We start from the raw sequence: 22,112 nt of genomic DNA, 5'->3' as shown, positions 1-22,112 counted from the left end.
CCGCCGGTCAGGGCGGGTGGGGCGGGTGGGGCGGACGGACGGGCAGCTCCCGCCGGCACCCGGCGGACCCCGGCCGTCAGGTCGGCCCGGCGGACCCCGGCGGACCCCGGCAGGCTCAGGGGAGCAGTGCGGTGATCTCCTGGGTGGCGAACCAGAGCAGGTCGTGGTCCTCGGCGCCGTCCACGGTGAACTGGGCGTCCTGGTCGCCCGCGTCGGCCGCCGCCACCGCGGCCACCGCCGCCTCGACGTCCGTGACCACGTCCTGGTCGGCCACGTCCGCGTGCACCGCGGCCGCCTTGGCCAGCTTCACCGGTCCGGCGAGCACCACCCGGCCGAGCGAGGCCTGGTCCTGGTACTCGTCGCCGGGGAACGGCTTCACCGCCGAGTCGGCGACGTCCAGCGCGACCACGACGCGGCGGCGCGGGGCGTCCGGTTCGGCGGCCAGCAGCCGCAGCGAGGACTGGGCGGCCCGGTTCAGCGCCGCGTACTCCAGTTCCTCCAGGTCGTCACTGACGTACCACTCGCGCAGCGCGGGCGTCACGGCGTACGCCGCGGACTGCTCCAGCGCACCGCCGGAATGGGCCGCCGCCAGGCCGGTCAGGGTGGTGGGCACGTACACGCGCATCGGTGGCACTCTCCGGTTCGTCCAGCGGCACAGCTTCCAGCGCCCCCAGAATAAGCGCCCGACGCCGCCCTGTGATCACCGCGTTCGTCCCGATCCGGCGCACCCGCCGCCGGGCGTGCGGCCCGGGGGCTCCCGGGCGCCCCGTCCGCAGCGGCACGCCCCGGCGCGCGGCCGTCGACGCACGCCCCGACCTCTGGACCGCAGCCGGACCCGCAGCCGGGCCTCAGCCGGGCCCGGTCCGTCCGCCGAGGGCTGCCCGGTCACCCCTGCGCCGTCCTCACCGCGCGGCTTCCAGGGCCTCCCGGCAGGTGGCCAGGGCGCTCTCCAGGACCGGGCCCCGGCGGGCCGGATCCATCATGTTCGGACCCATCACCGCCAGGTCCGCCGGCGTGGGCGCGAGCAGGTGCACACGGACCCCGCCGGCCCGCAGCAGACCGGCCTCGCGGAGCAGTTGCCGGGTCACCGCCCGGCGGTAGCGGCTCACCAGCTGGGCCAGCACGCCGCGCGGGCGGTCCCGGACGCGCCGGGCGCGCCACGGGTCCGACGTGCCCCGGCCGGGCTTCGAGCGCCCCCGCGGATCGTTCCGCAGGGCCATCGGGGCGAGGACGTACACCTCGTCCAGGCCCCGGTCGAGCATCAGATCGGCGTTGGTGGCCGACCAGCAGCCGCCGTCCACGTACGCGGAGCCGTCCAGCCGGACCGGCGTGAACCACCCGGGGATCGCGCAGGACGCCATCACCGCCTCGGCGACGTCGGCGGGCGGCGCGTCCGCGTCCCCGAAGACCACCCGGTGCCCGCCGCGGTAGTCCACCGCCACGACCCGCAGCGCCGAACCCGGCGGCCCGGACGGCCAGCCGCCGGGGCCGAACAGGGCACCGACCAGCCCGCCCACCGGCTCCAGCGAACCCCGGCCGTGCGGGGCGATCGCCGAGACCATGGTCAGCAGCGGGTACTCGCGCGGGTGGCGGACCGCGTCACGCAGCAGGCCCGGCGAGCCGATACCGGCCCGTGGGCGCGGCGGCAGGGCACCGCCGACCGCCGTGTCGTAGTCGAAGTCGATCCCGGCCAGCGGCCCGTCCGTGACCGGCAGACCGCGCTGGTGGTCACGGAGCCCGCCGGCGTCGACGCCGGCGGCCAGCAGCGCGGCCAGGATCGCGCCCGCCGAGGTGCCGAGCAGGACTTCGGCGTCGCCGGGCCGCCAGCCGGTCGACTCCTCGACGGCGCACAGCGCACCGACCGTCCAGGCGGCGCCGAGCATGCCGCCGCCGCCCAGCACCAGCCCGCGCCGGGGAGCGCCGTCGGTGCTGCCCGGTCCCGCCGTCCGTGTCCCGGACAGCCGTGTCGTCGGTACCCGTGTCGTCATGCCGGCCGCCTGTCGTCGTCGGGGGCGGTGGTCGTGTCGCCGGGGGCGGTGGCCGTCCCGGGCCGCCCACGCGCTTCCGCCCGTCCGGCCCGTCCGGGGCCCGGCCCGGTTCCGGTCCTGCTTCGGGGTCCGGTTCCGGTCCTGGTTCCGGTCAGGATCCGATCGTGCGCGCCCACCGGCCGACCGCGCAACGCGGCCGCCGCGCGGCCCGACCCGGTTCCGGCCTCCGTACCGCCCTCGGCCCCGGTCTCCGGCCCGGCACGGCCGCCCCGGCCCGGCCCGGGCCCGCCGCCGTCCCGGCGATCCCACCGTCCCCTTTCGGGCCCTTCCGCGCGGCGCCGGGCGTCAACCCCGCGCCTCCCGAACCGGGCCCACAGCCCTTGCCGCGGCGGTCGACTCACCCGGATAGGTGAACTTCCGGACCACCCCGGGCCGGGCCGGGAACCCGGTTGCCACCTCGTGCGGGCCCCGGCTAGCAAGGACCCGTCCGTACTCGTACCACCCGCTCCGAGGAAGGCCCATGACCACCTGCCCGAACCGCCCCGCCCCGCCGGTCCCGCCCGTCCCGGCCGCCGGCCCTCCCGTCCGGCCCGCCGGCCCTCCCGCCGTGCTGTCGGCGCGCCCGCACCGTCCGCGCGCCGTCTTCCGGACCTGTCGCGCCCCGCAGACCGATCGGCGCCCGCGCCACCCCCGAGCCGCCTGCGCCGCCGCGCCCGGCCACGACCCGCGCGCCGGGCTGAGCACCCGGTTCGCCCACCAGCTGGTGGAGGTGCTCACCGGCGCCCGGCCGTCCGGCCAGCTGCTGCGCCACACCACGCTGGACGGCTACGGCCAGCTCGCCGCCCTGGTCCGGGCCGGCACCCTGCGCCGGACCCGCACCGGCGAGCGGCCGAGACTCGGGCCGGTACACGACCGCTCGCCCTCGCCGGAGGCCGTCGAGGCCTGTGTCCGGGTCGACCTCGGCACCCGGCACCACGTGGTCGCGTTCCGGCTGGAGCGGCGCGGACCGGCCGGCCAGTGGCAGTGCACCGCCGTGGAGGCCCGGTGAACGCGCCGCAGGGGCGTCCGCGAACGGCGCAGGGCGCCACCCCCGTACGGGAGCGGCGCCCTGCGCGGCGGCCGGCCGGAGCGGCCGGACCGGATTCAGCTCTTGCGGCGGCGGCCCTTGGCCGACTTGGCGGCCTTGCGGCGCTCGGCCCGGGTCAGCCCGTCGCCCTCGTCCTCCGCGCCGAGGTCCTCGAACTCGCCCTCGACCACACCGCCGCCGACCTCCTCCGAGGGGGCCGTGTAGTGCAGCCGCTGCGGCTTCGGGGCCTCCAGGCCCTTGGCCTTGATCTCCGGACGGGCGGAGTCCTTCTCCAGCTTGTCGAGGAGCACCGCGGCGTCCTCGACCGGGACCTCCTCGACCTGCTGCTCGACCTGGACCTCCAGGTTGAACAGGTAGCCGACGGACTCCTCCTTGATGCCCTCCATCATCGCGGTGAACATGTCGAAGCCCTCGCGCTGGTACTCGACCAGCGGGTCGCGCTGCGCCATGGCCCGCAGGCCGATGCCCTCCTGCAGGTAGTCCATCTCGTAGAGGTGCTCGCGCCAGCGGCGGTCCAGCACCGAGAGGACGACCCGGCGCTCCAGCTCGCGCATGATCTCCGCACCGAGCTGGTCCTCACGGGCGCCGTACTGCGCCTGGACGTCCTCCTGGATGACCTTGGTGAGGAACTCCGAGGTGAGCCCGGCGGCGCCGCCGGCCTCCTCCTCCAGCTGCTCCAGCTCCAGGGTGACCGGGTAGAGCTGCTTGAGCGCGGTCCAGAGCTTCTCCAGGTCCCAGTCGTCCTCGAAGCCCTCACCGGTGGCGGCCTGGACGTACGCCTGGACGGTGTCGTCCATGAAGTGGCCGACCTGCTCCTGCAGGTCCTCGCCCTCCAGCACGCGACGGCGCTCGCCGTAGATGACCTCGCGCTGGCGGTTCAGCACCTCGTCGTACTTGAGGACGTTCTTGCGGATCTCGAAGTTCTGCTGCTCGACCTGGGTCTGCGCGGAGGCGATCGCCCGGGTGACCATCTTCGACTCGATCGGCACGTCCTCGGGCACGTTGGCCATCGAGAGCACGCGCTCGACCATGCCGGCCTTGAACAGGCGCATCAGGTCGTCGCCCAGGGACAGGTAGAAGCGGGACTCGCCCGGGTCGCCCTGACGGCCGGAACGGCCGCGCAGCTGGTTGTCGATCCGGCGGGACTCGTGCCGCTCGGTGCCGAGGACGTAGAGGCCGCCGGCCTCCTTGACCTCCTCCTGCTCCGCCTTCACGGAGGCCTTGGCCTTCTCCAGCGCGGCCGGGAACTCGGCCTCGTACTCCTCCGGGTTGTCGGCCGAGGAGAGTCCGCGCTGGGCCAGCTCGGCCGCGGCGAGGTGGTCCGGGTTGCCGCCGAGCATGATGTCGGTACCACGGCCGGCCATGTTGGTGGCGACGGTGACGGCGCCCTTGCGGCCCGCCTGCGCGACGATCTGCGCCTCGCGCTCGTGGTGCTTGGCGTTCAGCACCTCGTGCGGGACCCCGCGCTTGCGCAGCTCCTGCGAGAGGTACTCCGACTTCTCGACCGAGACGGTACCGACCAGCACCGGCTGGCCCTTCTCGTGCTTCTCGGCGATGTCCTCGACCACGGCGGCGAACTTGGCCGGCTCCGACTTGTAGATCAGGTCGGGCTGGTCGATGCGCAGCGGCGACTTGTTGGTCGGGATCGGCACGACGCCGAGCTTGTAGATCTGGTGGAACTCGGCCGCCTCGGTGGTGCCGGTACCGGTCATGCCGGCCAGCTTGTCGTACAGGCGGAAGAAGTTCTGGAGGGTGATGGTCGCGAGGGTCTGGTTCTCGTTCTGGACCTCCACCCCCTCCTTGGCCTCGATCGCCTGGTGCATGCCCTCGTTGTAGCGGCGGCCGGCCAGGATGCGGCCGGTGTGCTCGTCGACGATCATGACCTCGCCGTTCATCACGACGTAGTCCTTGTCCCGCTTGTACAGCTCCTTCGCCTTGATGGCGTTGTTCAGGAAGCCGACCAGCGGGGTGTTCACCGACTCGTAGAGGTTGTCCATGCCGAGGTAGTCCTCGACCCGGGTGACACCCTCCTCCAGCACGCCGACGGTGCGCTTCTTCTCGTCGACCTCGTAGTCGCGGTCGATCTTCAGGCGCTGGACCAGCTTGGCGAAGTCGGCGTACCACTTGGTCGCCTGGTCGGCCGGACCGGAGATGATCAGCGGGGTGCGGGCCTCGTCGATGAGGATCGAGTCGACCTCGTCGACCACCGCGAAGAAGTGGCCGCGCTGGACGAGTTCGTCCTTCGACCAGGCCATGTTGTCGCGGAGGTAGTCGAAGCCGAACTCGTTGTTGGTGCCGTACGTGATGTCCATCGAGTACTGGCGCTTGCGCTCGGCGGGCGTCATGTTGCCGAGGATCACACCGACCTCGAGACCGAGGAAGCGGTGCACCCGGCCCATCCACTCCGAGTCGCGCTCGGCGAGGTAGTCGTTGACGGTGATCAGGTGCACGCCCTTGCCCGTGAGCGCGTTGAGGTACGTGGGCAGCGTGCCGACCAGGGTCTTGCCCTCACCGGTGCGCATCTCGGCGACGTAGCCGAGGTGCAGCGCGGCGCCACCCATGAGCTGGACGTCGTAGTGCCGCTGGCCGAGGACGCGCTTGGCGGCCTCACGGACGGTGGCGAACGCCTCGGGGAGGATGTCGTCCAGCGTCTCGCCGTCGACGAGCCGCTGCTTGTACTCGTCGGTCAGCGCGCGGAGCTCGGCGTCGGTGAGGTTGACGAAGTCCTCTTCGATGGAGTTGACCTGGGCAGCAATCCGCTGCAGCTTGCGAAGGATCTTGCCTTCGCCGGCGCGCAGGATCTTGTCGAAGACGGACACTTGAGCGGGCTCCTTGCCTGTATTGGCACTGGACGACTGCACGGTGGGTCCACCCCACCGCACGGGCCATCGTATGCGAGGAGTCCAACGCCCCGGGAGGTGCGTCAGCACGGTATTCCCGTGTCACCCGTGCGAGCACATGACCCGATAGCGCCACTCACCGGGGCAAACCGGGCGACTGTCCGGAGAGTTGGCCGGTGCGATCCGTTAATCGGATGCTCGCATTCCTCTCTGCACGGAATAATCCACCCATGGAAGATCAACCGGAAGAGCAGACCGAAGCGCGGACCGTCGAGCCCGTCGTCCTCACCACCGACCGCCTGGTGCTGCGGGCCCCGCAGGAGTCCGACATCGACGCGATCCTCGCCGCCTGCCAGGACGAGGCCATCCAGCACTGGACGGTCGTCCCCGTCCCGTACCGGCGCGAGGACGCCGAGTACTTCGTCCACGACCTCGCCGCCAACGGCTGGCGGACCGGCGAGAGCCGGATCTGGTGCGTCTTCGAGCGCGAGACCGGATCGATGGTCGGCACCCAGGGGCTCGTCGGCTGTCCCGGCCGACCGGGCGCCGCCGAGGTCGGCTGGTGGGCGACCAAGGAGTTCCGCGGTCGCGGCTACACCGTGGAGGCCGCCCGCGAGGTCGCCCGCTACGGCCTCACCGAACTGGGCGTGCGCCGCCTGGAGTGGGTCGCCTACGTGGGCAACGAGGGCTCCCGCGCGGTGGCCGAGAAGGTCGGTTTCCGGGTCGAGGGCACCCTGCGCTCCTTCGCCGAGCAGCGCGGAACGTTCCACGACGCCTGGATCGGCGCCATGCTCCCCGGCGACCTCGCCACCGGTCCGGCCACCGACCTCACCGACCTCACCGGCTGAACCCGCCGAAGCCCGCCCGCACCCGACCGGCGGGAGCCCCGCGGGCGGCCGGCGGTGCCGGCCGACGGGCGGATTGTCAGTACCCCCGTCTACCCTCGCCGGCATGACCGCCTCGACCTCGCGCCCGGCCGGCCGCCCCGCCACCGGCCGGACCCCCGCCCCGCCACCGGTGACGACGCTCGGCGCCGACGACGCCCGCCGGATCGCCCTGCGCGCACAGGGACTGCTCGGCGCCCCGGACCGCCCGGGCGGCGTGCGCGGGGTGCTGCGCCACCTCGGCGCCGTCCAGCTCGACACCATCTCGGTCCTGGCCCGCTCCCACGAACTGATCCCGTACGCGCGGCTCGGCGCCGTCGGCCGCCCGGCGGTCGAGGCCGCGTACTGGGGCAAGGGGACCAGTTTCGAGTACTGGTCGCACGCGGCCTGCATCCTGCCGATCGAGGAATGGCCGCTGTTCGCCTTCCGGCGCCGCCGCTACCGCGAGCGCGCCCACGTCTGGGGCAAGGAGGTCGACGAGGCCACCTACCGCTCGGTGCTGGCGAAGCTGCGAACCGAAGGACCGCTCACCTCCACCGAGTTGGGCGGCGCCAAGAAGACCGCCGACTGGTGGGACTGGTCCGACACCAAGATCGCGGTGGAGCGGGCACTGAGCTTCGGCGACGTCGTCTGCACCGACCGCCGCAGCTGGAAGCGCGTCTACTCGCTGGCCGAACAGGCGGTTCCCGCCGAGCTGTTCGCGGCGGACCCGACCGACGAGGAGTGCCTGCGCACCCTGGTCGCCCAGTCCGGCGCAGCCCTCGGCGTGGCCACCCGGGCCGACCTGCTCGACTACCACCGCCTGCGCGCCGAGCAGTTCGACTCGGTCGTCGCCGACTCCGGCCTCGTGCCGGTCGAGGTGGCCGGCTGGGGTCCGGACGGCGCCCCGGCCGCCGCCTGGGCCGACCCGGCGGCCCTCGCCGGACCGCCCCGGGGCCGCCACCGGACCACGCTGCTCTCGCCGTTCGACTCGCTGGTCTGGGAGCGCCCGCGGACCGAGCGGATCTTCGGCATGACCCATCGGCTGGAGGCGTACACCCCGAAGCACAAGCGGGTGCACGGGTACTTCGCGATGCCGCTGCTGACCGGCGGCCGGCTGGTCGGCCGGGTCGATCCGGCCCGCGAGGGGCGGACCCTGGTGGCCCGCCAGGTGTCGCTGGACTCGCCGCGGCACGTCGGGGCACTGGCCACCGCGCTGCGCGAGGCGGCCGACTGGGTCGGCTGCGACGCAGTCCGGGTGGAGACGCTGCACGACGAGGCGCTGCGCCCGGCGCTGGAGCGCCTACTCGCCTGAACCTAGGCGGGGCGGGCGAGGCGAGGCGAGGCGGGGCCCGGCGCCCCGCGGACAGGAGCGGAAGCGGGAGCGGGGCCGCACGGCCCCGCTCCCGCAGCCTCACCCTATTTCGAGGATCTTCTCCCGCATCGCGTAGACCACGGCCTCCATCCTGGAGTGCAGTTGGAGCTTCTCCAGGATGTTGCGCACGTGGTTCTTCACGGTGTTCTCGCTGATGAACAGCTCCTTGGCGATCTCCCGGTTGTTCATCCCGGTGGCCACCAGCTTCAACACCTCCAGCTCACGGTCCGTGAGCCGGGGCGCGGGCACCAACTCCCGCTCGTCGGACCGTCGCTGGATCATCGACTTGAACTCGGTCAGCAACTTGGACGCCATCGACGGGCTGATCTGGGACTGCCCGTCGGCGACCGCGCGAATCGCCGTGGCGACCTCGTCGGTGGAGATCTCCTTGAGGAGGTAGCCGGTGGCACCGGCCTTGATGGCCTCGTAGAGGTCGGCCTCCTCGTCGCTTATCGTCAGCATGATGATCTTGGTGCTCGGCGCCACGTCCTTGATCGCGGTGCAGGCCTCGATCCCGCTGCGGCGCGGCATCCGAACGTCCATCAGGATGATGTCGGGCAGCAGGTCGGCCGCCTTGAGGACCGCCTCGGCGCCGTCACCGGCCTCGCCGACCACGGTGATGTCCGCCTCCTCGGCCAGCACGATCTCCAGGCCGCGCCGGAAGAGCGCGTGGTCGTCCACCACCAGAACGCGAATCGGCTCCCTGCGGCGGAGGTCGTACTCGGGCTCGTCCCCGGGTCTCGGCCGCACCCCCGCGACCGGCCCTGTAGCGGGCCCCAGCCCGAAGTGATCCCCCATCCGCTCCTCCCCCGTCGCCGGTCGTCGTCCGCCAATCATTCCACGCCCGGGGCCCCCTACGGTCACCCTCCGGCGCCATTGCCCCGCACGGGGTGACCTTCCCGGCCGGACCGGTCCCGGCGCCGCCCCACCGGCCCTCGGCGCACGCCCCGGGCGCACCGGCGAACCGCGGGAAGCCCCCGGTCATCCACCGGGGAGCCTTCGGAACGCTTCCGGACGCACGGCTGACGGGCCGCCGGAGAACGGGCGACCCCGGCGGCACCGGCCGCCGGGGTCGCCCGCACTGCTCGAATCTCCCGTACCGCTCGACTCGTCAGTCGTCGTCGCCGGAGCCGCCGATCGCCCCTCCGGCACCGCCGCCCTCGACGGTCGAGCCGTCGGCCTTCAGGTGGATGACGCCGTAGTGGTAACCGTGCCGGCGGTAGACGACGCTCGGCAGGCCGCTGTCCTTCTCCACGAAGAGGTAGAAGTCGTGGCCGACCAGCTCCATCTCGTAGAGCGCCTGGTCGAGCGCCATCGGGGCGGCCGGGTGGGTCTTCTCCCGGACCACCAGCGGGCCTTCGCCCTCCACTTCCAGGGAACCCATCATGGTCTTGCGGACGGCCCCGTTGGTCTCGCTCACCGACGGCGGCGTCTCGGGCAGCGCGGCCAGGGCCGCGGTCGCCTCGGCGACGCTGATCGGGGTGCGTCCGTTGCCGCCCTTGTGGACCCGACGCCGGTCCGCGGACTTGCGGAGCTGGGCGTCGAGCTTCGCCGAGGCCAGGTCGAGTGCCGCATAGGGGTCGGCGGCGGCGGCCTCGGCCCGGATCACCGGGCCACGGGTACGGAGGGTGATCTCCACGCGGTCCGACCGGTCGGCCTGCCGCGGGTTGTGTTCCTTGGACACCTCGACATCAAGGCTGATCGCCTTGGCGTCGAACTTCTGGACCTTCTCCAGCTTCTCGGCCACGTGATCCCGAAACCTCTTGGGCAACTCGGTCTTGCGGCCCTTGACGACGATGTCCACGCAGAACTCCGATCCCTCGTTCTGTCGCCGATCCGGGTGCTACCGGATCGGGCTGAGACCCAGCCGGACCAGCCAATCCTCTGCCGGCCCTCCGCCCCGCCGGCAACGGCGGGAACGACTGGCCCTCATCTCACTTCCTCCCCACCAGGGACGCTTGAAACCCCCTGGAGCCTTATCGAACACCTCACACGGGGTTTTCGCCTCCGCAGCGGGGACAGTGGGTATGGCGGGTGTTATGGGCTGGCGGTCAAGCTGCTGCCCCCTGTCTACCCTCCCAGGAGTGAAACACAGGTAAATACCTGGACAACACCCCCCGTACGGCGCATTCTTTGCTCACTCTCCGTGCCTGCCACCGCGAGGAGCACCGTGTCGACCACCCTCACCCCGACCCTTCACCAAGCCGTCCGCGGGTCGTTCGCCCACGCACTCGGCGGGCTGCTGGACGTCCTGCTCCCCGCCCGCTGCGCGGGCTGCGACGCCGTCCGGGGGCACCTCTGCCCGGGCTGCCGGCAGGTGCTGGCCACGGCCCGCCCCGGGCCCGCCACGGCCCTTCCCCGTGTGCACGCCGCCGCGCCGTACGCCGACCCGGTCCGCGGGCTGCTGCTCGCCCACAAGGAACGCGGTGCGCTCCGACTCGCCGGCCCGCTCGGCGACGCCCTCGCCCTGGCGGTGCGCTCCTCGCTCGGCCCGGACGCCGGCCACGCCGCGCTGCTGCTCGTCCCGGTGCCCTCCGCCCGTGCCGCCGTCCGCGCCCGGGGGCACGATCCGACGCTGCGGCTGGCCGGTTCCGCCGCCCGGGCGCTGCGCCGGACGGGCCTGGACGCCCGGGCTGCGCCGCTGCTCCGGCACGCCCGTCCGGTCGCCGACCAGACCGGGCTCTCCGCCGCCGAGCGGCGGCGCAACCTGCACGGCGCGCTCACCGTCCTGCCCGGCGCTCCCCGACGGCTCGCGGGCCGCCTGCCGGTCCTGGTGGACGACCTGGTGACCACCGGTGCCAGCCTCGCCGAAGCGGCCAGGGCCCTGGCCGCCGCAGGCCTGCCACCCGGCGCTGCCGCCACCGTCGCGGCGGCCGTCCCGCGCCGCACCGGACGCGGCCCGGCCCGGCCCTGACGGCCCCGTCCCCGGCGGCCTCCGTCGGCCCCGGCCCGGCTCAGCCCGGCTCAGCCCGGGTCAGCCCGGGTAGATGAAGGAGGCCGCCCGGTAGGGCAGTACCAGCTCACGCCACTGGTTGTTGACCAGCCGGTAGAGCTTGCCGTCCGTCCCCTGCAGGGCCAGCGTCGGCGGCGGCGACTGGTTGCCCCCGCGCGACTCGGACGCCTCCACCGTGGCCATGCCCTCGCCGCCCTGAAGCCGCGCGTCCGCGCTCTGCGACCCGTCGGTGCTGATGTAGTGCAGCTGCTGCAGCCGGTCCTTCTCCTTGCCGAGCACCAGCAGCTGGTCCGCCTCCGCCCAGGAGACCGAGGTGACCTCCGTCAGCACCGGATTGGCCGGCCGCAGACCGGTGATCCGCACGGTCGGGGCCTCCTTGGTCCCGCCGTGGACGACCAGGCCCAGCCAGAGCTTCTGGTCCCTGCCGTCCTTCCCGTCCTTGGGGTCCTTCCCGTCCTTGACCAGCAGGGCGATCCGGACGCCGTCCGACGAGACCTTGACGGCCTGCAGGGACCGTCCGCCCAGGTCGTCCACGGCCACCGGGACGACCTGCTTGTCGCGCACCATCAGCACCCGCTGGCCCTGCGGGTCGCGGTCCACCACGAAGAGGTCGCCGCGGCCGTCCCAGGTGGGCGAGGTCAGCCCGTCGTCGGTCCTGGCGCCCGCCCGCGCCGCGGTGGTGAGCACCGCCTGCGGCATCGCCGACGTGGCCTCCGAGAGCGGCACCGTGTAGAGCTGGTGGCCGTCGGCGCTGAGCGCCGCGGCGCGCTCGCCGTCCCGCGCCACCGCGATCGCGCCGAGCGGCCGGCCGCTCGGCTGCGGCTTGCCCAGCGGGCCGTGCACCGGCTCGCTGGCGGTGTCACCGTGCGTCTCGTACAGCACGCCGTCCTCGGCGCGCTGGTAGAACTGCCGGCTCGCCATCGTGCCGGCCAGCGATCCGGGGCCGGTCTCCGGCTCGTCGCCCTTGCTCGCCTGGCAGCCCGGCCCGCCGTGCCGCCCCTTGAGGTCCAGCCGTTCGACCTGCCCCTTGCCCTGGTCGGCGAGGGTGTAGAGGAGCTGGGTGGCCATCCGCCGGCAGGCGGTCGCGGCGCCCAGGTCCACCTCGCCGAGCGTGACGTGCGCGGTGCGGCTCTCGTCGACGGCGACGCCGTCGACGACCGTGCCGGCCGGGAAGGCCGACCGCGAGACCGGCGCGAGCCAGAGCGAGGGCCCCGCGACGACGGCCTTCGCGGCCTCGGTGAGCGGGTCTATTCGGCGCCGCAGGTAGATCGGGTCGGCGATCAGCACGTCCCGGCTGGTCGCCGACGCGGCGGTGGGCGCGGAGGGGTCCGGCGCCGCGTAGAAGAAGCGGTCCACCTGCCGGTAGTTGTTGCGGAAGTTGCTCTCGTTGATGATCACCCCGTCCGGCAGCTTGTCGATCCGCCACTCCCCCGACTTCTCCCGGAGGAAGGTGAAGTCGAACGAGGTCAGGACCGCCACCGGCTCCAGCGAGAACGAGTGCCGGTCGTCGATCTGGGAGACCAGCTGCCCGGAGACCTGGATGGGCTTCTCGGTGTCGGCGTCGGTCACGGTCACGGTGGGGTGGCCCGGATTGGCCGCGAGCACCTTGATGCCGGCCTCCGGCCTCCAGCTCGCACTGGCGGCCGCCGTCAGGTACTGCCGCGCGGTGTCGTAACTGTCGTCGGCGGTCAGCGCGTCCAGGAAGCCGGTCAGCAGCTCCTGCGGCTTGGCGCCCTTGGTGGGCTCCACCGGGAAGACCCTGACCTGGAGGTTCTTGTCCGCCGACCCCTGGGACAGCTCGACCTTGGTGATGCCCCCGGAGTCCGGCATCCCCGCGCAGCCGGCCGCCAGCACGGCGCCGAGCACCGCGCCGACCACTGCGGCCAGCCGCGGCTCAGTCCTGCCGCTGGTCCTTCGCACGCTGCGTCCCCTCCGTGTCCGTTCCACCGGTGCCGCCCACCGCGTCCACCCCGTCCGGTGCGTCCGGACCCGCCGTCCGCTGCGCCACCGACGGCCGGCCCGGCGTCGGGTCCACCATGACCTGCGCACCTGTCGCACCGTATCCGGCCCCGACCGGGCGCACGTCCGACGGATCGGCGCGCGGCCCCTCGGGCGCCCGGCGGCCCAGTCCCGGCCCGATGCCGAGCACACCGCCCAGGCCGCTGCCCAGATTGCCGCCGAAGGCGTTCCCGGAGGTCTCCGGGGTCTCCGGGTCGGCCTGCTCGTCCGTCGCGGTCAGCGCGGTGGCGCCGGCCGGACGGATCGCCCGCCGGTACGGCGTCCCGTAGGTGCCGAGGCCGCGGTTGTTGCGCGAGTCCTCCGGTTCGAGCCGGAACGGAGCCCGGCTGATCTCCCCGCCGCGGGTGCGCGGCAGCGTGAGCCGGAAGTGCGAGCCACCGCCGGGCTCGCCCCAGGCCTGCAGCCAGCCGCCGTGCAGGTGCGCGTCCTCGACGGCGATGGACAGGCCGAGGCCCGTACCGCCGGTGGTCCGCACCCGGGAGGGATCGGCCCGCCAGAAGCGGTGGAACACCCGGGACGCCTCGCCGGGCTTGAGCCCGATGCCGTAGTCGCGGACGCCGACGGCGACCGCGCCGTCCTGCGAGCCCAACCGGACCACGACGTCCCGGCCCTCGCCGTGCTCCAGCGCGTTGACCACCAGGTTGCGCAGGATGCGCTCGATCCGACGGGAGTCGACCTCGGCCAGCACCGGCTCGCCGTCGCCGCGGATCACCACGGCGCTGCCCTTGGCCTGCGCCAGCGGGTCGGCGGCCTCGACCACCCGGCCGACGATCTCGCGCAGGTCGACCGGCTCGGCGTCCAGGACGGCGGCGCCGGCGTCGAAGCGGCTGATCTCCAGCAGGTCGGCGAGCAGGGATTCGAAGCGGTCCAGCTGGCCCTGGAGCAGCTCGGCCGACCGGGCCGCCATCGGGTCCAGGTCCTCACGGCTGTCGTAGATCAGGTCGGCGGCCATCCGGACGGTGGTCAACGGGGTGCGCAGCTCGTGCGAGACGTCCGACACGAAGCGCCGCTGCACCCGGGAGAGCTCCTCCAGCTGGCGGATCTGCGCCTGCAGGGCGTTGGCCATCCGGTTGAAGGACTCGCCGAGCCGGGCGATGTCGTCCGTCCCGGTGACCTTCATCCGCTCTTCCAGGTGTCCGGCGGCCAGCCGCTCGGAGATCCCGGCGGCCATCCGGACCGGTGTGACCACCTGGCGCACCACCAGCCAGGCGATGCCGCCCATCATGATCACCACGAAGATGCCGGCGGTCGCCAGGGTGCCGGTGACCAGACCGAGGGTCTTGGTCTCCTGGCCGAAGGAGAAGACGTAGTAGAGCTGGTAGCTCTTGTCGCTGGGGCCGACGAACTGCATGCCGAAGACCAGGCCGGGTTCGGTCCGGTTGTGGCTCTCGGCGGAGCGGTGGATCACGGTCGGCTGGCTGAAGCTCTGGCCCGCCTCCTGCCCCACCTTGGCCCGCAGGCTCTCCGGGATGCTGCTCGGCAGGATGTCCCCCGAGTAGCGCGGGCCCAGCCCGGTCTTGTCCGGTGCGATCGTCTGGGTGGTCCCCGGCAGCATCGCGATGACGGTGTAGACGCTCTGCCCGCTGGCGGCCAGGTCACCGACCTGCTTGAGCAGCCAGGTGCCTATCTCCTCCGTGCTCGGGTCGGTCGTCGCGCCGACCTTCAGCCGCAGGTCCTTCGCCTCGTCGATCTTCTTGAGCTCGCTCTGGAAGCCGGAGAGCGCCTGGTCCCGGGCCGAGGCCCGCTTGGTGTCCAGCAGTCCGGTGCGGACCTGGGCCACCACCACGACGCCCAGCACCAGCACCACCACGACCGACAGCAGCAGGGTCGCCGCCACCACCCGCAGCTGGATCGAACGCCGGTACAGCGCCGCCACCCGGTGCACGGGCCGGCGCAGCTGACGGGTGAGCAGCGCGATCAGGGCCGCCGGAGCACGCCGCCTGCGGCTGCGCACGGTCGAGCTCAGCACGTCCCCGCGCACGGCGTCGGCCCCGCCGGTCGCGGAACCCGACGGGGTCTCGTCAGCCTGGTACATCACGTCAGCTGGGCCCGGCCTTGTAGCCGACGCCACGGACGGTCACCACGATCTCGGGGCGCTCGGGGTCCTTCTCGATCTTGGACCGCAGGCGCTGGACGTGGACGTTCACCAGCCGGGTGTCCGCCGCGTGCCGGTAGCCCCAGACCTGCTCCAGCAGCACCTCCCGGGTGAACACCTGCCACGGCTTGCGGGCCAGCGCGACCAGCAGGTCGAACTCCAGCGGGGTCAGCGGGATGCCCCGCCCGTCCCGCTTCACGGAGTGGCCGGCCACGTCGATCACCAGATCGCCGATGGTCAGCTGCTCCGGGGTCGGATCCTCGGCACGGCGCAGCCGGGCACGGACCCGGGCCACCAGTTCCTTGGGCTTGAACGGCTTGGTGACGTAGTCGTCGGCGCCCGATTCCAGGCCCACCACGACGTCCACCGTGTCGGTCTTGGCGGTCAGCATGACGATCGGAATGCCCGACTCGGCCCGGATCTGCCGGCAGACGTCAATACCGTCCCGACCCGGAAGCATCAGGTCGAGGAGGACCAGGTCGGGCTTGGTCTCCCTGAACGCTGCCAGCGCCCTGTCCCCATCTGCGACGAAAAACGGCTCAAAACCCTCACCCCGCAGCACGATGCCGAGCATCTCGGCCAGTGCGGAGTCGTCATCAACGACGAGGACGCGTCCCTTCATGCGTCCATCTTCTCATTACCGGATTGTGACCTGCCGCACAGCAGTCCCTTTGCTCCAGAACGGCCAACTGGCGACCAGGCGAATTCAGGCCATACCGGGCGAAAGGTCTGCACCCCTCCACCCCCACGGTCCCGGGGAGAGCCCACGAACCGTCCGCAGCCGTGCCGTTGCCGTTCAGCAACCGGATCCCCCTGGGGGACGTACAGCCACCATGACACGATGGGCGCTGCGCCCGCGTGAAGATCCACCCGGTGCCGCGAACCCCGACGCCCTCCGAGGAGCAGTGATGACCGACACTCCGGGCTGGGCCTCGCCCGGCTCGCCCGAGCCGCCCCGCGACGGCACCCGGCCCACGGCCGACGTGCCCTCCGTGCCCGGCCAGTCGGCACCGCCCCACGACGCGCCGCCCGCCTGGGGCACCGCCCCCGGAGCCCCGCAGCCCCCGTACGGCGGGCAGCCGGTCGGGTACGGGCAGCCCGGCCCGTACGGCGGAGGTCCCGGCGGCCAGTACGGCTGGGGCGTCCCGCAGAGCCCCAAGCCCGGCATCATCCCGCTCCGCCCGCTCGGCCTCGGCGAGATCCTCGACGGCGCCGTCTCGACCGTCCGCAAGCACTGGCGCACCACCCTCGGCCTCTCGCTCGGCGTGGCGGTCGTCCAGCAGGGCGCCACGCTCGGCGCGCAGCTCGCCATCAAGGGCGACACCGGCGAGTTCACCCCGGTGATCACCACCCTGGCCAGCATGCCGGTCACGCTGCTGCTCGGCGTCGTGGCCGCGGCCCTGCTCACCATGGTCGTCAGCCGCGCCATCCTCGGACAGTCCGTGACCGTCCGGGACGCCTGGCGCGACGCCCGGCCGCGACTGCTCCAGCTCACCGGCCTCACCCTGCTCACCGGCCTGGTCGGCGTCGGGGTCATGCTGCTCGGGTTCACCCCGCTGATCGGCTACCTGCTGGCCGGCGCGGACGAACCGGCGATCGTGATCCCGCTCGTCGTCGTCGGCCTGCTCAGCATCCCGGTCGCGTTCTGGCTCTGGATCCAGCTCAGTCTGGCCGCCCCCGCCCTGATGCTGGAGAAGCAGGGCGTGTTCACCGCCCTCTCCCGCTCCCGCCGCCTGGTCCGCGGCTCCTGGTGGCGGATCTGCGGCATCAACGTGCTCAGCCAGATCATCGCGGCCTTCGTCGCGGGCGTGATCAGCACCCCGTTCATGATCGCCGGCCTGGTCCTCGGCTTCGACGACATCGCCCGCCAGGCCGACGCCGGGGACTCCGGCGCCCTGCCCACCGCGATGCTGGTCACCATGGCGATCGGCGGCGTCATCTCCGCCACCATCACGCTCCCGTTCACCGCCACCATCGGCGTGCTCCTCTACGTCGACCAGCGGATCCGCCGCGAGGCCCTGGACATCGAGCTCGCCCGCGCCGCCGGCCTGCCCGAGTACGGCGGCACCGGCTGGGGCGGACAGGCCGGCCCGAACCCCGCCGCGAGGCTCTGAGCCCGATGCCGCACTGGGGGGAGAGGGTCCTGGCCGCGGGTGGCGCCCCGGTCACGACCCCGCGCGACGCCGCCCGCGACGCCGCACGCGACGAACTGCTCAAGGCCGACTACCACCGGCACGACCCGAGCCTCCAGGAACGGGTCATCGGCTGGATCATGGACCGGATCGACGAAGCCCTCGGGGCCATCGCCGGCGACGGCACCACCGGCACCACCGGCCTGATCCTCTTCACGGTGATCGCCGTCCTGATCGCCGCCGCCCTCTGGTGGCGCCTCGGCGCCCCCCGGCGGGCCGCCCGGACCACCCTCGGCGTCTTCGGCGCCGTCGGTCCCCGCACCGCGGCCCAGCACCGGGCCGACGCCGAGCGTCATGCCGCCGCCGGCCAGTGGACCGAGGCCGTCCGCGAACAGATGCGCGCCCTGGTCCGCGGCCTGGAGGAGCGCACCCTGCTCGACACCCGCCCCGGCCGCACCGCGGACGAGGCCGCCGCCGAGGCCGGACGCACCCTGCCCGAGCACGCCGCGGCACTCACCGCGGCCGCCCGCACCTTCGACGACATCGCCTACGGCGACCGCACCGCCGACCAGGCCGCCTACCAGCTGCTGCGCGACCTCGACCGGACCCTGGAGCGCGCCCGCCCGGTCCTCGCCCCGGCCGCCGGAGGACCCGCATGACCAGCGCCACCCCCGCCACCCCCGCCGCGCCGACGCCCGTCCCCGCCCCGTCCTCCGAGCCGGGGCCCGCCACCGCCCTCGCCGCCACCAGCCTCGCCCCCACGGGCCACGGCCTCTGGCGGCGCGGCCGGTGGTACCTGCTCACCGCCGCACTCCTGCTGCTCTCGGCCGTCGTCCTGGCCGCCCTCAACCAGGACCGCAGCTACCCGCCGCTCGACCCGCGCTCCTACGAGCCCGCCGGCGGGCACGCCGTGGTCGCCCTCCTCCAGCGCGAGGGGCTCAAGGTCGACCTCACCGCCGACCCCACCGTCCCCGCCGCCGACGCGGGCACCCTCGTCCTGCCCGAGCCCGACCTGCTCGGCCCCGAGCAGCTGCGCGCCGTCGCCACCGCCGGACACGCCCGGCTGATCCTGATCTCCCCCGGTCCGGCCGCGCTCAGCGCACTCGTCCCCGGCGTCCGCACCTCCGACGAGGACGGCGGCGTCCCCTACGCCTCCGTCCGCAGCACCGCCGCCCAGTGCTCGCTCCCCGAGGCCGTCCGGGCGGGGACCGCGCACCTCGGCGGCCTGCTCTACACCGCCGGCAGCCGCGGCGAGGGCTGCTACGAGCGCGGCCACGGCTACCCGCTGGTCACCGTCCCCACCGGCCGGAACTCCGACGTCGTCGTCCTCGGCAGCGGCGACTTCCTCACCAACGAGCTGCTCCCGAAGGACGGCAACGCCGCCCTCGGCGTCGGCCTCCTGGGAACCGAGCCGCACCTCACCTGGCACCTGCCCGACTACACCGCCCCGGTCGCCGAGGGCGGCGGGCTGAAGACCTTCGACGACTACATCCCCGAGGGCTGGCGCTGGGCCGGCTACCAACTCGCCGTCGCCGTCCTGCTCGCCGCCCTCTGGCGGGCCCGCCGGCTCGGCCCGGTGGTCAGCGAGAACCTGCCCGTCGTGGTCCGCGCCGCCGAGACCACCGAAGGCCGTGCCCGCCTCTACCGCCGCGCCAAGGCCCGTGGCCGCGCCGCCGACGCCCTGCGCCGCGCCGCCGCCCACCGCCTCGCCCCGGCCCTGGGCGTCCCGCCCGTCGCCGGCGCACCCGACCCCACCGCTCTCAGCGCGGCCGTCGCCGACCGCCTCCCCGAGCGGCCCGCCGGGGACGTACGGGCCCTCCTGTACGGCCCGCCCCCGACCGACGACGCCGCTCTGCTGCGGCTCGCCGACGACCTCGACGCCCTCGAAAGGCAGGTACGGAAGCCGTGACCGAACAGGCCACCGCCCAGCTCCGCATCACCCCCGGCCCGGCTCCCGCCACCCCCGGCCCCTCGCACGACCCCCGGGTCAGCGACCCGCGCGAGGCGCTGACCGCCCTGCGCGCCGAGATCGCCAAGGCCGTGGTCGGCCAGGACGCCGCCGTCACCGGCCTGGTCGTCGCCCTGCTCTGCGGCGGCCACGTGCTGCTCGAAGGCGTCCCCGGCGTGGCGAAGACCCTGCTGGTCCGCACCCTCTCCACCGCGCTCAGCCTGGAGACCAAGCGCATCCAGTTCACCCCCGACCTGATGCCCGGCGACGTCACAGGCTCCCTGATCTACGACGCCCGGACCTCCGAGTTCTCCTTCCAGGCCGGCCCGGTCTTCACCAACCTGCTGCTCGCCGACGAGATCAACCGCACCCCGCCGAAGACCCAGGCGGCCCTGCTGGAGGCCATGGAGGAGCACCAGGTCACCGTCGACGGCGAGCCGCGTGCCCTGCCCGTCCCGTTCCTGGTCGCCGCCACCCAGAACCCGGTCGAGTACGAGGGCACCTACCCGCTGCCCGAGGCCCAGCTCGACCGCTTCCTGCTCAAGCTGGTCCTGCCGCTGCCCGACCGGGACCAGGAGTTCCAGGTGCTCGCCCGGCACGCCTCCGGCTTCGACCCGCGCGACCTCGGCGCCGCCGGTGTCCGCCCGGTCGCCGGCCCCGGGCACATCGCCGCCGCCCGCGAGCAGATCGCCGCGCTGACCGTCGCACCCGAGGTCCTCGCCTACATCGTCGACCTGTGCCGGGCGACCCGGCAGTCGCCGTCGCTCTCCATCGGCGTCTCCCCCCGCGGTGCCACCGCCCTGCTCGGCGCCTCCCGCGCCTGGGCCTGGCTCGCCGGCCGCGACTACGTCACCCCCGACGACGTCAAGGCCCTCGCGCTGCCCACCCTGCGCCACCGCGTCGCCCTGCGGGCGGAGGCCGAGATGGAGGGCGTCACCGCCGACTCCGTCATCCAGGCGGTCCTGGCCCAGACCCCGGCCCCCCGCTGACCCTCGGCACCCCGCCGACCGCCTCGCTCCCGGCCCCGACGAAGGAACGCACCGCATGGCCCTCACCGGGCGAACCGCCCTGCTCGCCGCGCTCGGCGCCCTCGTCACGGGCCTGCTGCTGCCCTCCTGGGCCGGGATCGGCGCCGTCACCGGAACGGTCCTCCTCGCCGTCGTCGTCGACCTGGTGCTCGCCGCCCCCGTCCGCAGCCTGCGGATCACCCGGGGCGGCGCCACCACCGTCCGGCTCGGTGAACCCGCCACCGTCGAACTGACCGTCACCAACCCGTCCGGCCGCCCCCTGCGCGCCAGGATCCGCGACGCCTGGGCCCCGTCCGCCTGGCGCCCGGGCACCGAGATCGCCGCCTCCCGGCACACCCTGCGGGTCCCGGGCCGCGAACGGCGCCGGGTCACCACCGTCCTCACTCCGACCCGGCGCGGTGACCACCACGCCCACAAGGTGACGGTCCGATCCCTCGGCCCGCTCGGCCTGGCCGGCCGTCAGGGATCGCACCTCGTCCCCTGGACGGTCCGCGCCCTCCCCCCGTTCGCCAGCCGCAAGCACCTGCCCTCCCGGCTCGCCCGGCTGCGCGAACTCGACGGCCGCACCTCCCTCCTGACCCGTGGCCAGGGAACCGAGTTCGACTCGCTGCGCGAGTACCTGCCCGGCGACGACATCCGCTCCATCGACTGGCGCGCCAGCGCGCGCCGCCAGACCGTCGCCGTCCGCACCTGGCGCCCCGAGCGCGACCGGCACATCCTGATCGTCCTCGACACCGGCCGCACCTCCGCCGGCCGGGTCGGCGACGCCCCGCGCCTGGACGCCTCCCTCGACGCCGCGCTCCTGCTCACCGCACTGGCCACCAAGGCCGGCGACCGGGTCGACCTGCTCGCCCACGACCTCCGCAAGCGGGCCTCGGTGGCGGGCCGGTCCCCCAACGAGATCCTCACGGCCTTCACCGGCGCGATGGCCGTCCTGGAGCCCGCCCTCTACGAGACCGACATGCGTTCGCTGGTCGCCACCTCGCTGAAGATGGCGCCGCACCGCTCGCTGATCGTCCTCCTCACCGGCCTCGACGCGGCTCCCGTGGAGGACGGCCTCCTCCCCCTCCTCCCACTGCTCACCAAGCGCCACGAGGTCGTGCTCGCCTCCGTCGCCGACCCGCACCTCGACGAGCTCGCCGCCGGCCGTGGCACCGTTGAGGCCGTCTACGGCGCCGCCGCCGCCGAGCAGACCCGCGCCGACCGCCGTCTCACCGCCGACCGCCTCACCCGCGCCGGCGTCACGGTGCTCGACGCCGCACCCGCCTCCGTCGCCCCCGCGCTCGCGGACACCTACCTCGCCCTCAAGGCCGCCGGCCGCCTCTGAGCGGCCCTTCCACTCAGGCCGGAAACCCGAGATGCCCCGCTACCGGTGCCGGTAGCGGGGCATTCTCCTGCCGCGGACGCTCTGTCTTCTGTCCCTGTCGGCCTTCCGGGCCGGCCTTCCGTGCCCCGTGCCGCCTGCGAACTCCCAGCGTCTTCCGCCACAGGGCCTCGTCAGGGCCTCGTCCAGAACGCCGCCGGCACAGTGCCGGAAAGCCGGACGGAAGCGCGGTCTCCCAGCCCCCCGAATTCCCACCGGAGACCCTGGGGGCCTTCGCCGGCGCCCCTCCGCGGCCGCCGGAGGCACGGGCACCCGCCCGGGAGACAATCCGGGGGCAAGCCGGGAACGCGACCGTCCACCGAATCCCCCGGAAACGCAAAGAACCCCCGTCCGTATCCCGGACGGGGGTTCTTCACAATGATTGTTCGGCGGCGTCCTACTCTCCCACAGGGTCCCCCCT

General features: G+C 73.8%; 17 protein-coding genes. 9 read left to right on the top strand and 8 right to left on the bottom strand.

The genetic code is table 11. The features are described from left to right. Window positions 1-115: 115 nt before the first annotated feature. Together ABZY91_RS31195 and ABZY91_RS31190 are read right to left on the bottom strand one after the other, a co-directional pair. Window positions 116-625 (bottom strand): hypothetical protein, encoded by a 510-nt coding sequence (locus ABZY91_RS31195; RefSeq protein WP_329883568.1) that lies wholly within the window; start codon window positions 623-625, stop codon window positions 116-118. 277 nt (window positions 626-902) lie between these two features. After that, window positions 903-1,988, bottom strand: coding sequence for a patatin-like phospholipase family protein (locus ABZY91_RS31190; RefSeq protein WP_355406199.1), 1,086 nt, complete (start codon window positions 1,986-1,988; stop codon window positions 903-905). Between the two features lie 520 nt (window positions 1,989-2,508). Here ABZY91_RS31190 and ABZY91_RS31185 point away from each other — a divergent pair. Beyond that, window positions 2,509-3,036, top strand: a complete 528-nt coding sequence (locus tag ABZY91_RS31185; protein WP_355406197.1) for an Rv3235 family protein — start codon at window positions 2,509-2,511, stop codon at window positions 3,034-3,036. Between the two features lie 95 nt (window positions 3,037-3,131). On the opposite strand, the gene secA is transcribed toward ABZY91_RS31185, so the two are convergent. After that, complete coding sequence (gene secA, locus ABZY91_RS31180; RefSeq protein WP_329883565.1) at window positions 3,132-5,894, bottom strand: preprotein translocase subunit SecA; 2,763 nt, start codon at window positions 5,892-5,894, stop codon at window positions 3,132-3,134. Between the two features lie 251 nt (window positions 5,895-6,145). Here secA and ABZY91_RS31175 point away from each other — a divergent pair, with 251 nt between their 5' ends. Both ABZY91_RS31175 and ABZY91_RS31170 read left to right on the top strand, forming a co-directional pair. Beyond that, the gene (locus tag ABZY91_RS31175) at window positions 6,146-6,763 is read left to right on the top strand and encodes a GNAT family N-acetyltransferase (RefSeq protein WP_329883564.1); all 618 of its coding nucleotides are present in this window, start codon (window positions 6,146-6,148) and stop codon (window positions 6,761-6,763) included. A 103-nt stretch (window positions 6,764-6,866) separates the two neighbouring features. Beyond that, window positions 6,867-8,093, top strand: a complete 1,227-nt coding sequence (locus ABZY91_RS31170; protein ID WP_329952520.1) for a crosslink repair DNA glycosylase YcaQ family protein — start codon at window positions 6,867-6,869, stop codon at window positions 8,091-8,093. 99 nt (window positions 8,094-8,192) lie between these two features. Here ABZY91_RS31170 and ABZY91_RS31165 read toward each other — a convergent pair whose 3' ends face one another. After that, the gene (locus tag ABZY91_RS31165) at window positions 8,193-8,951 is read right to left on the bottom strand and encodes a response regulator transcription factor (protein WP_329883562.1); all 759 of its coding nucleotides are present in this window, start codon (window positions 8,949-8,951) and stop codon (window positions 8,193-8,195) included. A 313-nt stretch (window positions 8,952-9,264) separates the two neighbouring features. Next, window positions 9,265-9,957 (bottom strand): ribosome-associated translation inhibitor RaiA, encoded by a 693-nt coding sequence (gene raiA, locus ABZY91_RS31160; RefSeq protein ID WP_355406194.1) that lies wholly within the window; start codon window positions 9,955-9,957, stop codon window positions 9,265-9,267. A gap of 366 nt (window positions 9,958-10,323) precedes the next feature. Between raiA and ABZY91_RS31155 the strand changes: the two genes are divergently transcribed. Next, window positions 10,324-11,067, top strand: a complete 744-nt coding sequence (locus ABZY91_RS31155; protein WP_355406192.1) for a ComF family protein — start codon at window positions 10,324-10,326, stop codon at window positions 11,065-11,067. A gap of 60 nt (window positions 11,068-11,127) precedes the next feature. Here the strand turns inward: ABZY91_RS31155 and ABZY91_RS31150 are convergent, their stop codons facing one another. The 3 genes from ABZY91_RS31150 to mtrA are packed head-to-tail and all read right to left on the bottom strand — an operon-like array spanning window position 11,128 to window position 15,842. Continuing rightward, entirely contained in the window at window positions 11,128-13,026 is a 1,899-nt protein-coding gene (locus tag ABZY91_RS31150; RefSeq protein WP_355406190.1) for an LpqB family beta-propeller domain-containing protein, read from the bottom strand. After that, a complete protein-coding gene (mtrB, locus tag ABZY91_RS31145) occupies window positions 13,001-15,160 on the bottom strand; it encodes an MtrAB system histidine kinase MtrB (protein WP_355406188.1) in 2,160 nt (719 codons plus the stop codon). Before mtrB ends, ABZY91_RS31150 begins: the two co-directional genes overlap by 26 nt. Window positions 15,161-15,164: 4 nt before the next feature. Further along, entirely contained in the window at window positions 15,165-15,842 is a 678-nt protein-coding gene (mtrA, locus tag ABZY91_RS31140; protein WP_320441904.1) for an MtrAB system response regulator MtrA, read from the bottom strand. A 286-nt stretch (window positions 15,843-16,128) separates the two neighbouring features. Between mtrA and ABZY91_RS31135 the strand changes: the two genes are divergently transcribed. From ABZY91_RS31135 to ABZY91_RS31115, 5 genes are all read left to right on the top strand, one after another. Next, window positions 16,129-17,334, top strand: coding sequence for a hypothetical protein (locus ABZY91_RS31135; protein ID WP_329952524.1), 1,206 nt, complete (start codon window positions 16,129-16,131; stop codon window positions 17,332-17,334). Window positions 17,335-17,339: 5 nt separating this feature from the next. Further along, window positions 17,340-18,011, top strand: a complete 672-nt coding sequence (locus ABZY91_RS31130; RefSeq protein ID WP_355406185.1) for a DUF4129 domain-containing protein — start codon at window positions 17,340-17,342, stop codon at window positions 18,009-18,011. Beyond that, window positions 18,008-19,261 carry a DUF4350 domain-containing protein gene (locus ABZY91_RS31125; protein ID WP_355406183.1) on the top strand — a complete coding sequence of 418 codons (1,254 nt, stop codon included), beginning with the start codon at window positions 18,008-18,010 and terminating at the stop codon, window positions 19,259-19,261. Before ABZY91_RS31130 ends, ABZY91_RS31125 begins: the two co-directional genes overlap by 4 nt. 98 nt (window positions 19,262-19,359) lie before the next feature. After that, window positions 19,360-20,289, top strand: a complete 930-nt coding sequence (locus ABZY91_RS31120; protein WP_355406210.1) for a MoxR family ATPase — start codon at window positions 19,360-19,362, stop codon at window positions 20,287-20,289. A gap of 55 nt (window positions 20,290-20,344) precedes the next feature. Next, window positions 20,345-21,655, top strand: a complete 1,311-nt coding sequence (locus ABZY91_RS31115) for a DUF58 domain-containing protein (protein WP_355406181.1) — start codon at window positions 20,345-20,347, stop codon at window positions 21,653-21,655. Window positions 21,656-22,112: the final 457 nt, after the last annotated feature.

It is taken from the genome of Kitasatospora sp. NPDC002965, assembly GCF_040611255.1.
GTDB lineage: Bacteria > Actinomycetota > Actinomycetes > Streptomycetales > Streptomycetaceae > Kitasatospora.
The sequence above is the reverse complement of the archived record's forward strand: the minus strand, read 5'-3'. Positions and strand labels throughout refer to the sequence as shown.

What these genes read in the sequence shown, in the direction of transcription:
- ABZY91_RS31185 (WP_355406197.1), top strand. Translation starts at nt 2,509, where the DNA reads ATGACCACCTGCCCGAACCGCCCCGCCCCGCCGGTCCCGCCCGTCCCG.
- mtrA (WP_320441904.1), bottom strand. Translation starts at nt 15,842, where the DNA reads ATGAAGGGACGCGTCCTCGTCGTTGATGACGACTCCGCACTGGCCGAG.
- ABZY91_RS31130 (WP_355406185.1), top strand. Translation starts at nt 17,340, where the DNA reads ATGCCGCACTGGGGGGAGAGGGTCCTGGCCGCGGGTGGCGCCCCGGTC.
- ABZY91_RS31190 (WP_355406199.1), bottom strand. Translation starts at nt 1,988, where the DNA reads ATGACGACACGGGTACCGACGACACGGCTGTCCGGGACACGGACGGCG.
- ABZY91_RS31195 (WP_329883568.1), bottom strand. Translation starts at nt 625, where the DNA reads ATGCGCGTGTACGTGCCCACCACCCTGACCGGCCTGGCGGCGGCCCAT.
- ABZY91_RS31125 (WP_355406183.1), top strand. Translation starts at nt 18,008, where the DNA reads ATGACCAGCGCCACCCCCGCCACCCCCGCCGCGCCGACGCCCGTCCCC.
- ABZY91_RS31165 (WP_329883562.1), bottom strand. Translation starts at nt 8,951, where the DNA reads ATGGGGGATCACTTCGGGCTGGGGCCCGCTACAGGGCCGGTCGCGGGG.
- ABZY91_RS31135 (WP_329952524.1), top strand. Translation starts at nt 16,129, where the DNA reads ATGACCGACACTCCGGGCTGGGCCTCGCCCGGCTCGCCCGAGCCGCCC.
- mtrB (WP_355406188.1), bottom strand. Translation starts at nt 15,160, where the DNA reads ATGTACCAGGCTGACGAGACCCCGTCGGGTTCCGCGACCGGCGGGGCC.
- ABZY91_RS31170 (WP_329952520.1), top strand. Translation starts at nt 6,867, where the DNA reads ATGACCGCCTCGACCTCGCGCCCGGCCGGCCGCCCCGCCACCGGCCGG.
- ABZY91_RS31115 (WP_355406181.1), top strand. Translation starts at nt 20,345, where the DNA reads ATGGCCCTCACCGGGCGAACCGCCCTGCTCGCCGCGCTCGGCGCCCTC.
- ABZY91_RS31175 (WP_329883564.1), top strand. Translation starts at nt 6,146, where the DNA reads ATGGAAGATCAACCGGAAGAGCAGACCGAAGCGCGGACCGTCGAGCCC.